This is a genomic window from Brachybacterium tyrofermentans (genome assembly GCF_014897585.1).
In the GTDB taxonomy this organism is placed as follows: Bacteria; Actinomycetota; Actinomycetes; order Actinomycetales; family Dermabacteraceae; genus Brachybacterium; species Brachybacterium tyrofermentans.
This window is the reverse complement of record NZ_JABUXW010000052.1, coordinates 1-8536: the sequence shown is the minus strand read 5'-3', so window position 1 is coordinate 8536 and position 8536 is coordinate 1. Positions and strand designations below refer to the sequence as shown.

Below are 8536 nucleotides of genomic sequence, written 5' to 3'. Positions count from 1 at the left end.
CGTCGTCCTCTGCGCCGTCATCGCCTGGCTACGCAAATAGGAGACGCGCCCTAGCTGTTGCGGGTCACGACGTTGTAGTCACCGGGCCGGGGATCAAGGAACGGGCCCCCGACCGGCACGATGGGTGGCGCTGGAGCTATCGGCCAGTCTCCTCGAACGGCGAGCACCATCGTCCAGGGATTTTTCTGACCTCGGAACAAGCCGCCCTTCTTCGGGGACAATCGAAGTACAGCAGAGGCGGTAGCCCCCTTGGTCGGCGGAAGTGGCCCCCATCGCCCGCTGGCGGCGCGCGCCCTCCATCCCTTCGTCAGAGCCCTGTCTGTCGTAAGCGCGCACTCAGAGAGACATCCGAGGTGATCGACATGAAACGTCCCAGAACCCAAAGGCGGTGGGAGGTCACCAACGATGTCGCCCCCAGCGTCTACTTCGGAATCGATCGGAAGCTGACAGGCGTCTACACGCTCGAGTTCAAGGGCGGCGAGAAGTACGTTGGCAAGACAGTCGATCTGACCAGTCGGATAGCGTCCCATCGCCGCCGCTGGGACGACATCATCGCGATCTCGTTCATCGAGTGTGGCCACGCCGAACTCGATGCGCTGGAACGCACGATGATCACCCAGACCGAGCAGTCCTTCCGCATCCGGAACAAGATGCTCACGCGAATGCCTGCCGGTGAGGCGGAGATCGACCTCGTCGTCGACAAGGAGCAGCAAGCGGAGTGGCTCGAAGGAGTGCAGCCCTCTTACCCCTTGGACGAACGCACCCGCGCCGCAGAACGTCGGATCCGCAATCGCGCGAAGTTCGACGAGTTCATGGCGCACCCTGCACAGGCCACAGCACTCGAGGATCTCACCGCCTATGTCAACGCGGTCATCCCGTGGCCCTCCGCAACGGGCGGCCTGTACTGGGGGCCTCGGCGATGCCCTCCACGTCACGAACACGCGACAGAAGACGTCTCTTCACCGTGAACGCGCACAACGTCGAGCTGTACTACTTGATGCAGTTCAGCACTCCCTCGGAGATGTTCGGGATCCTCAACGTCGACTCACGGATCATCAACCGTACGGATCGCCGAGAACTGATGGCGGAGCGACATTCGCTCTACCGGAGCTACCCCGACTGCACAGCCATCACCGTGGCGGGCGGGGAGATCGCGGAGGTGTTGTCGCGTCCCAGCGTGCTGGCGGCGGCACGCTCCATGGCACTGGGACTCATGCGGCGAGGGCCCTCGAACTTCGCGAAGTTCCACTCCGACGATCTGCTCGATCGAGTCCTCGTGAGCCGGTCGGAGGACGCCACGGCCTGAGCACTCCCCGTGGGAGCGCGGTGCTTGCGGATCGCCGACGGTACGGGCGCCCGGTGGCTCACCCCCTCACATCCTCCCCTGCTCCTCGGATCCGACCGGGATCGGGGTCATGCGCGTGAGCAGGGTTGGCTTTTCGGGCTCTTCAGAGTTGAGTGTGGGATGAGGCGCCGAGTCCGCCGGTGATGCGGAGCATGCGGAAGCGGTAGACGGGGTCGTTCGCCGCCGCGGTCAGGAGCGGTTGGACCTGGGACCAGACCGTGTTCCAGGTGGTGCCGAGCTGTCTGTTTAGGCCCTGGATCGTCAATCCCTCGAAGCGGAGAAGGTCGATCGCCCGGCGGATCGCGCCGGTGCTCAGCAGGCCCCGCGGCACGCAGACGGCGGGGTCCTGCTCGACGAACGAGACCACCGAGCAGACCTCCTCGCGGCAGATCCAACGGGGCTTGCGCCGCCGGATCCTCACCGCCCGGCCCGCCCAGGGCGCGTCGATCACCTCGCCCACCACCCGGCCGTGACCAGTCGCGACCACCCCGCAGCCGGGACAGCCGGTCACCGGGTCGGAGGATTCCACCTCAAGCATCAGACCACCTTGCCGGTCCTTCTCGACCGTGCGCAGATGAAGATCGGGGAAGTCGAGAAGAAGGTCGCTCCGTTCGCAGCGAGCGAGAGCGTCAGGGAATACGCAACCATGGCTGAGCATTGTCGAGGTCCTTGGTGCGAGCAGAGGTAAGAGTCCGCTCAACATCGAGGACCTCGACGTCCATCCCCATCTACCCCGCACCACCGGCGCGCCCACACTCAACTCTGAAGAGCCCGATTTCCGACCATTCGTCCTCTCCATCTTTATGTTCGCGGTATCTTGGTTCTCAAATCCTCAACTTCTTCTTCTGAAGGGACGCTGCCGTGTCCTACCCCTCCACCAGTGGTCACATGACTCCCGCATGGAACCACCCGTACGGGTCGCGCCCGCCGTACATGCCCCCGAACGCTCCGCGCCCGTCGAGTGCTCTCGCTGTCATCTCGTTCATCACTGGTCTCGTCGCCTTCTTCTTCGGATGGATCCCTTTCGTCGGACTGTTTCTGGGGATGACAGGTCTCCTTCTCGCCATCCTCGCGATCCGCAAGCCGGTCCTGCGAGGGCTTGCCATCGCCGGGATCACGCTCTCGACGATCGCAACGTTGACCTCGCTCGTGACGACAGGGCTGTTCGTGCTAGCTCTGCTTCCTGGCGGCGATACGACGACAGCAAGGCCCACTTCCTATGCCCCGGAGGATTTCGCGGAGATCGACGAACGCGAGTTGGCCGGCATCGCCAAGGACCCTGACGCCCACGTTGGCGAGACGATGATCGTGTACGGATACGTCACGCAGTTCGACGCCAACACAGGGCCATGCGAGATGCGCATCAGCGTCTCCGCAGAGAAGAAATCTTCATGGCTCGATTACGAGCACAACTCCCTGGCCTTCAGCGGTGATGGGAATTCCGAATGCCCCAAACTTGCGGGCATCATCGCTGACGATGAAGTGAAGCTGAGCGTCGTCCTCGATGGAGGGAAGACCTACAGCTCCCTCGGCGGAGGGACCCGAGTACCCAGTTTCGAGGTCATCGAGGCAGAAGTGATCGACTAGATGTTGCGGGCCATGACGTTGTTGACACGCTCGCGGACGCGTGAGACCAGGACTCCTCACCGTTCGCCGAAGGGCTCATACGGGGACTGGTACCGCGCCGACCGCAGCAACCGTCAACGTGACAAGCCGCTTCGTCGCCCGGGCCTGCGCCACGTAGAGATCGCGGAGCCCGGCCGAGCTGTCGCCGCGGCCGACGAAGGATGGATCTGGCTGCCCACACCGGAGTGAGGGTCCTCGCCGACCAGGCGCCCGAGACCCCACGACCCTGGGCACGCGGACGCCGACGGCGAGCACCGCCATCACCGGGGTCGAGATCCGAGTGGAGGCGCGGGGTCACCAGCGCTGCGATGCCCTGGACAGCGCGCGGTGCAGCCGCTGAACCGCATCGGCCATGGGCGCGGTGCCGACGTCCTGGAACGAGCCCATACCGCCTCGGAACAGTGCCAGCGACTCCCGCGCCGCGTCTCGGAGCGTGCTGCGGTCCATGACGCCTGAGAACGTAACCGCAAGGTTGCGCGCTACCGTGCCGCGAGAAGAGTCCTGCTCCGCCTGTGCGGTGCGGGACAGCTGGTCGAGGGCACCTCTGATCTCGAGGAGAAGCTGCTCCGTGTGCGCCATGGAGCCATGGTCCCACCGGGGCGACCTCGGCTCGTACGGTGCGCCGCGTGTCAGCCGTCGTGCGGACGGCCGTCCGGAGCGGGCTCGGACCGCAGCTGATCCGCGATCTCCTCCTCCGGGCGGGGCGCCGTCGTCTCGTCGTCCTCGAGCTGTGGCACGGGCGGATCCCCAGGTCCGGGGAACGGTTCGTGAGTGGGATCTCCGGATCGAGCGGTCATGACGAGGCCTCCCCTGTCGTGGTGCTCCCACGGTACGCGGGGCGGGAGCCGTGGAACAGGTGGGATAAGCGGGCTCGCGACGGGCCGACGACGGCTCAGACGAACCCTTCCTCGACGAGCTCGCACCCGCGCACGGTGATGACGTGCCTCTGCCCGGAGCCGCCGACGACCCGGCTCCAGCTCTCCACCACGAGCCGGTCCTCCCGGATCGACATGCGGAAGCCGCCGTACATCCCTGGATAGGGGAACCAGGGCGACTCGAGCCGGTCCAGGGCGATCACCTCGGTGGGCACCGGGCGGGACCGCACGGGATCGAGGCTCCGGGTGCGTTCCGCAATCAGGGCCGCCAAGTGCTGATCCCACGCCGCGAACTTCTGCTGCTCTCGCTCGGTCAGCTCCGGGACGGCGAGGATCTCGCGCAGGTGACGGTGGCCGCGCGTCCGCGCGAGATCGACCGCCCGGGCACCGTCGGCCGTCCGGAGCGAGCGCCACGCGCCGAGCCGGATCAGTCGTTCGGCGACCTCGACCGGGGCCCCGAGCCACGCCGCCTGGTGCAGCGGGGTGAACCAGGACGTCCCGCCGAACCGCCACTGGTTGGCGTCCTGCGCCTGTCCCGACTCGAGAAGATCGATCACCACGTCCCAGCGGCCCGTCTTCCCGGCGTCCGCGAGGCGGTGGGATGATGCCTCGACGATGCTCTCGTTCATCACCTCGGGATCGAGGATGCCGGGCCATTCTGCGCTCATGAGCGGTCATCGCGGATCTCGTCGGGGGTTGTCGTCCTCAGGTCATCGTGCCGCTCCGCTCGGAGCGACGTTGGTCCCCCTCCGCATCTCATCCGGCTCGCTACGATCGATGCCATCACTTCCCCGGGCGAGAAGCGACCGGAGAGCGAAGTCGAGAGGGTTGATCACGGTGCGCGCAGCACGCTATTACGGCAACAAGGACATCCGCATCGAGGAGATCGACGAACCCACCGCCGGTGCCGGCGAGGTGCTCATCGACGTCGCCTTCTGTGGGATCTGCGGCACCGATCTGCATGAGTACCTGGACGGTCCGATCTTCTGCCCCACCCCGGACACGCCGACGTCCTGGACCGGGGAGACGGCCCCGGTGACGCTCGGCCACGAACTCTCCGGGGTCGTGGCGGCGCTCGGCGAGGGCATCACCGACCTCGAGGTGGGTGACACGGTGGTCGTCGAGCCCTACATCCTCAAAGACGGCACCGACACCGGTCCGGACTCCACCGACTACCACCTCTCCGAGGGGATGAACTTCATCGGCCTCGGCGGCGGCGGGGGCGGCCTGGCCGAGAAGCTCTCCGTCCCTCGCCGCTGGGTCCACAAGATCGATCCCAGCATCCCGCTGGACCAGGCCGCGCTCATCGAGCCGCTCGCCGTCGCCTATCACGGAGTACAGCGCTCCGGCGCGAAGGCCGGTGACATCGCCGTGATCGGCGGCGCCGGCCCCATCGGACTGCTCACCGGCGCGGTGCTGCGGGCCCTGGGCGTGACAGTGGTGATCTCCGAGCTCTCCTCACTGCGCCGCCAGAAAGCCCTGGACTCCGGCGCCGCGGATCACGCACTGGACCCGGCCGCGGTCGACGTGGCCCAGGAGGTGCACGACCTCACCGGCGGCAAGGGCGCGGACATCGCCTTCGAGGCCACCAGCGTGCAGGCGGTGCTGGACACCCTGATGGATGCGCTGCGACCCACCGGGGTGCTGCTGAACATCTCGATCTGGGGCCACCGCTCCGACTTCGACATGCACAAGCTGGTGATGAAGGAGATCGACCTGCGTGGATCGATCGGATACGTCAACAACCACCCGGCGGTCATCGAGCTCGTGGAGAGCGGCAAGATCGATCTCGCTCCCTTCATCACCGGGCGCATCCAGCTCGAAGACCTGATCGACAAGGGGTTCGACACCCTCATCCATCGCAACGAGACGGCCGTGAAGATCCTGGTCTCCCCCTCCGGCAAGGGCGTCGACCCGGCCTGAGCCGGGGTGCCGTGACGTTCGGCGGCCGCGACCGGAGCTCCTCTCCTCGCGGAGCTCCGGTCCCGCTGTTTCTCTCGGCGTCTCCGTGCAGCCGCGGGAGCGAAATCTTCGGGCGGAACCGGAACTGAGCGTCATCCATCTCGCGCCCCACCTCCTCGCCCCGTCGGCCCGCACCTGATGGAATGTCCCCATGAGCCGACGTCGCCATGACCGCCACCCGCTCGGACGGGGCGTCGCCCGCCAGCGCTCGAACCGCCATGCTCTACACACTTCACGACATGCGCCCTCCCCCGTCGAACCAGCGGCGGAGAACCCTCTGATCCGGGCGCTCCGCCCAGCGCTGCGTTCCGATGATCCGTCCGCGTTCTGGGTGGCTGCGGCGCCGTTGGTCACGGAGCTCGCGAATCTGGAGCACCAGGCCGAGGTGCTGCCCGAGGGGGTGGACCTGCTCGACACCTTCCTCGAGATCAACGTCGCGGAGACCACCGCGCTGCTGCACATGGTCGCCGCGATGAGCCCCGATGAGGGTCTCCGCTCCCGGGCGCAGGTGGGACTCACCGCCCGGCGCCAGCCGATGCCGCCGCAGGTCTCCGGGCTCGCGCAGGCGTCCGTCGCCGAGGCAGTCGCCTTCTCCGACGGCGCCGGGGAGAACCTGATGGTGGAGCTGGTCCTCCCCCGCGGCGTGCGGGCCGTGCTCATCTCCTACATCCCGTGGAGTCCGTCGCCGTACGTCAAGGACACCTTCGTGGTCGGCGAGTCCATGGCGGAGGTCATCCGGAAGTACCGGGAGATCATGGCGAGGGAGGGGGGCTCCTTGGACGCGGTCCTCGAGGTCGTCACCACGGCGGATGCGCGCGCCCGCTTCAGCCAGGCCCTCGCCAACACTTCGGCGGAGGTGGAGCAATCCGCCGACTGGGAGCAGTGGCCGATGCTGCGGCCCTTCGTGGAGTTCGTCGTGGGCCGGATGCCCGAGGGCGGGACGGGGTACGACGAGAACGACCTGCTCAGCGGACCCCTCGGTGCGTCGCTGACGACCCCCGAGCGGCCGCCATGGATCCTCGAGGACGGCACCGACCTGGTCCAAGAGTTCACGGTCTCCGAGCACGCCGCCGACCTGAAACCGGGCAAGGCGGTGGAGGATCTGGCCGCCTACCTGATGATCCTGCTCGACGCGAGCTTCGGCGATCCGCTGGGCTGGGATTCGGAGCTCGCCGAGTGGATCCTCTCGGAGGTCCTTCCCACGGTGCCGATGCTCTCCAAGGCGGCGGTAGCGCAGATCCCCGCTGCCCTGCCGGCGCTTGTCGGCTGGTCGCTCGAGCGCAAGGGCGAGGAGCCGTCCGTCATCGCGCAGACCCTGTCCGCGCTCACCCCGCTGCTCGAGGAGTTCCCGGCCCGTCGCGCTGATCCGCACATGCGCGCGCGGCGACTCGAGGAGCAGGTCGACTACGCGCTCGAGCTCGAGGACTCCACCGCGCTGCGACTGGCGGACCTCGCCCTGCGCGCCGGCGGCTTCGAGGTGCTCGCAGAGCTCGACACCACGCCGCTGCCCACCGAGGAGCTCGCGCTCGCGCTGTTCCCCGAGGAGCTGCGCGGCCTCGCCGCCGAGATCGACGCGCACCTGGTCGAGGGGGTGACCGCACTTCTCGAGCAGCGGCCCGGATCCGCCGAGAGCGACGAGCTCCTCACCGCCTGCCGGCGCCTACTGGTGCGCGTCGCCCAGCTCGATGATGCGGTGCTGCGACGGAAGGCGAGCACCCGCAACACCGCTGCGGCGGTCGTCTCGATCATCGCTCGCGGCAACGACCTCATGGGCTATTCACCGGCGCCCCTGCACGAGAAAGACCTGCGTCGCGCCTTCGACCTGCGCAGCGCCCCGAGCCAGCGGGCCCGAAGCCTGAAGGAGGCCGCCGCGCTCCCCCATCGCTATACCGGCCGTCGAAAGCGGGCTGGTCCGTGCGGAGGATCGCTCGTCACCTCGTGATCACCGGAGCGCCCCAGTCCGGCCGCACGACCCTCCTACGCACCATCGGAGCATCGCTCGCTCTCAGCAGCACGCCCGCCGAGGTGGCGATCTACGGCCTGGACCTCTCCGGCTCCGGGCTGCGCCGCCTGGAAGCATTCCCCCACGTCGGCGGCGTCGCGACGCGAGGTGACGAAACACGAATCACCCGCCTGATCGAAGAGAGAGAAGTTTATTAATGTGGCTCTTCGCGGTTCATGGTGAATGACCCTGCTGTAGCGGGTATTCACGCTACGGTTCTCGTGGCGCTGGTCAGCAGGATACGCATCCGGTAGTTCTCGGCGTTGCGGAAGCCGCGGCCAGTGCGTTTGATGTTCTTGATGCCGGTATTCGCGGCCTCGACTCGAGCGGTGGTCGCGCCGGTGACGATGAGGACCTCGATCGCGTCCCACCAGGTCACGACGGTGTCGTAGAGCTTGGTCGCCTCGGGCATATTCGCGATCTGCACGAAGTAGCCCATCCGCATCCGTTCCTCCCAGGCCTGAGCCAGGGTGTCGGTCGCCAATAGGCGGCGGAGCTGCTCCTTGATGCCCCAGGCGGCGGAGAGCTCGTCGGTGGGGTCATCGGTGCGGAACACCGTCTCCAACCGCTCCCAGGCCCGTGGAGTGAGGGTGTCAGCGCCGCGTAGCAACAGCATCCGGTGGGCCCAGGCCGGGTCGTCCTTGCGGCCGCGACGACCGCGATGGGTGCGGGCTAGGGCGCGTCTCCTATTTGCGTAGCCAGGCGATGACGGCGCAGAGGACGACG

General features: G+C 67.3%; 10 protein-coding genes. 6 read left to right on the top strand and 4 right to left on the bottom strand.

The annotated features are described in order from the left end of the window. The first annotated feature begins 353 nt into the window (after positions 1–353). Entirely contained in the window at positions 354–968 is a 615-nt protein-coding gene (locus tag INT49_RS20255; RefSeq protein WP_193119545.1) for a GIY-YIG nuclease family protein, read from the top strand. Then, positions 965–1306 (top strand): hypothetical protein, encoded by a 342-nt coding sequence (locus INT49_RS20250; protein WP_193119544.1) that lies wholly within the window; start codon positions 965–967, stop codon positions 1304–1306. The genes INT49_RS20255 and INT49_RS20250 overlap by 4 nt, the downstream gene beginning before the upstream one ends. 142 nt (positions 1307–1448) lie before the next feature. Here INT49_RS20250 and INT49_RS20245 read toward each other — a convergent pair whose 3' ends face one another. After that, entirely contained in the window at positions 1449–1883 is a 435-nt protein-coding gene (locus INT49_RS20245) for a transposase family protein (RefSeq protein WP_226851093.1), read from the bottom strand. Positions 1884–2233: 350 nt separating this feature from the next. Between INT49_RS20245 and INT49_RS20240 the strand changes: the two genes are divergently transcribed. Then, the gene (locus tag INT49_RS20240) at positions 2234–2932 is read left to right on the top strand and encodes a DUF4190 domain-containing protein (RefSeq protein ID WP_193119543.1); all 699 of its coding nucleotides are present in this window, start codon (positions 2234–2236) and stop codon (positions 2930–2932) included. A gap of 333 nt (positions 2933–3265) precedes the next feature. On the opposite strand, the gene INT49_RS20235 is transcribed toward INT49_RS20240, so the two are convergent. Then, positions 3266–3550 (bottom strand): hypothetical protein, encoded by a 285-nt coding sequence (locus INT49_RS20235; RefSeq protein ID WP_193119542.1) that lies wholly within the window; start codon positions 3548–3550, stop codon positions 3266–3268. 313 nt (positions 3551–3863) lie between these two features. After that, positions 3864–4514, bottom strand: coding sequence for an ankyrin repeat domain-containing protein (locus INT49_RS20230; RefSeq protein ID WP_193119541.1), 651 nt, complete (start codon positions 4512–4514; stop codon positions 3864–3866). 169 nt (positions 4515–4683) lie between these two features. Here INT49_RS20230 and INT49_RS20225 point away from each other — a divergent pair, with 169 nt between their 5' ends. The 3 genes from INT49_RS20225 to INT49_RS20215 all read left to right on the top strand — a co-directional run bounded on the left by INT49_RS20225 (position 4684) and on the right by INT49_RS20215 (position 7968). Beyond that, positions 4684–5769: a 2,3-butanediol dehydrogenase gene (locus tag INT49_RS20225; RefSeq protein WP_193119540.1), complete on the top strand. Its 1086-nt coding sequence runs from the start codon at positions 4684–4686 to the stop codon at positions 5767–5769. A gap of 190 nt (positions 5770–5959) precedes the next feature. Further along, positions 5960–7750, top strand: a complete 1791-nt coding sequence (locus INT49_RS20220; protein WP_193119539.1) for a hypothetical protein — start codon at positions 5960–5962, stop codon at positions 7748–7750. Next, entirely contained in the window at positions 7747–7968 is a 222-nt protein-coding gene (locus tag INT49_RS20215) for an FtsK/SpoIIIE domain-containing protein (RefSeq protein WP_319021718.1), read from the top strand. Before INT49_RS20220 ends, INT49_RS20215 begins: the two co-directional genes overlap by 4 nt. Before the next feature lie 47 nt (positions 7969–8015). Here INT49_RS20215 and INT49_RS20210 read toward each other — a convergent pair. Then, positions 8016–8536: transposase (locus INT49_RS20210; RefSeq protein WP_193119537.1), on the bottom strand; the 521-nt coding region annotated here is incomplete at its 5' end.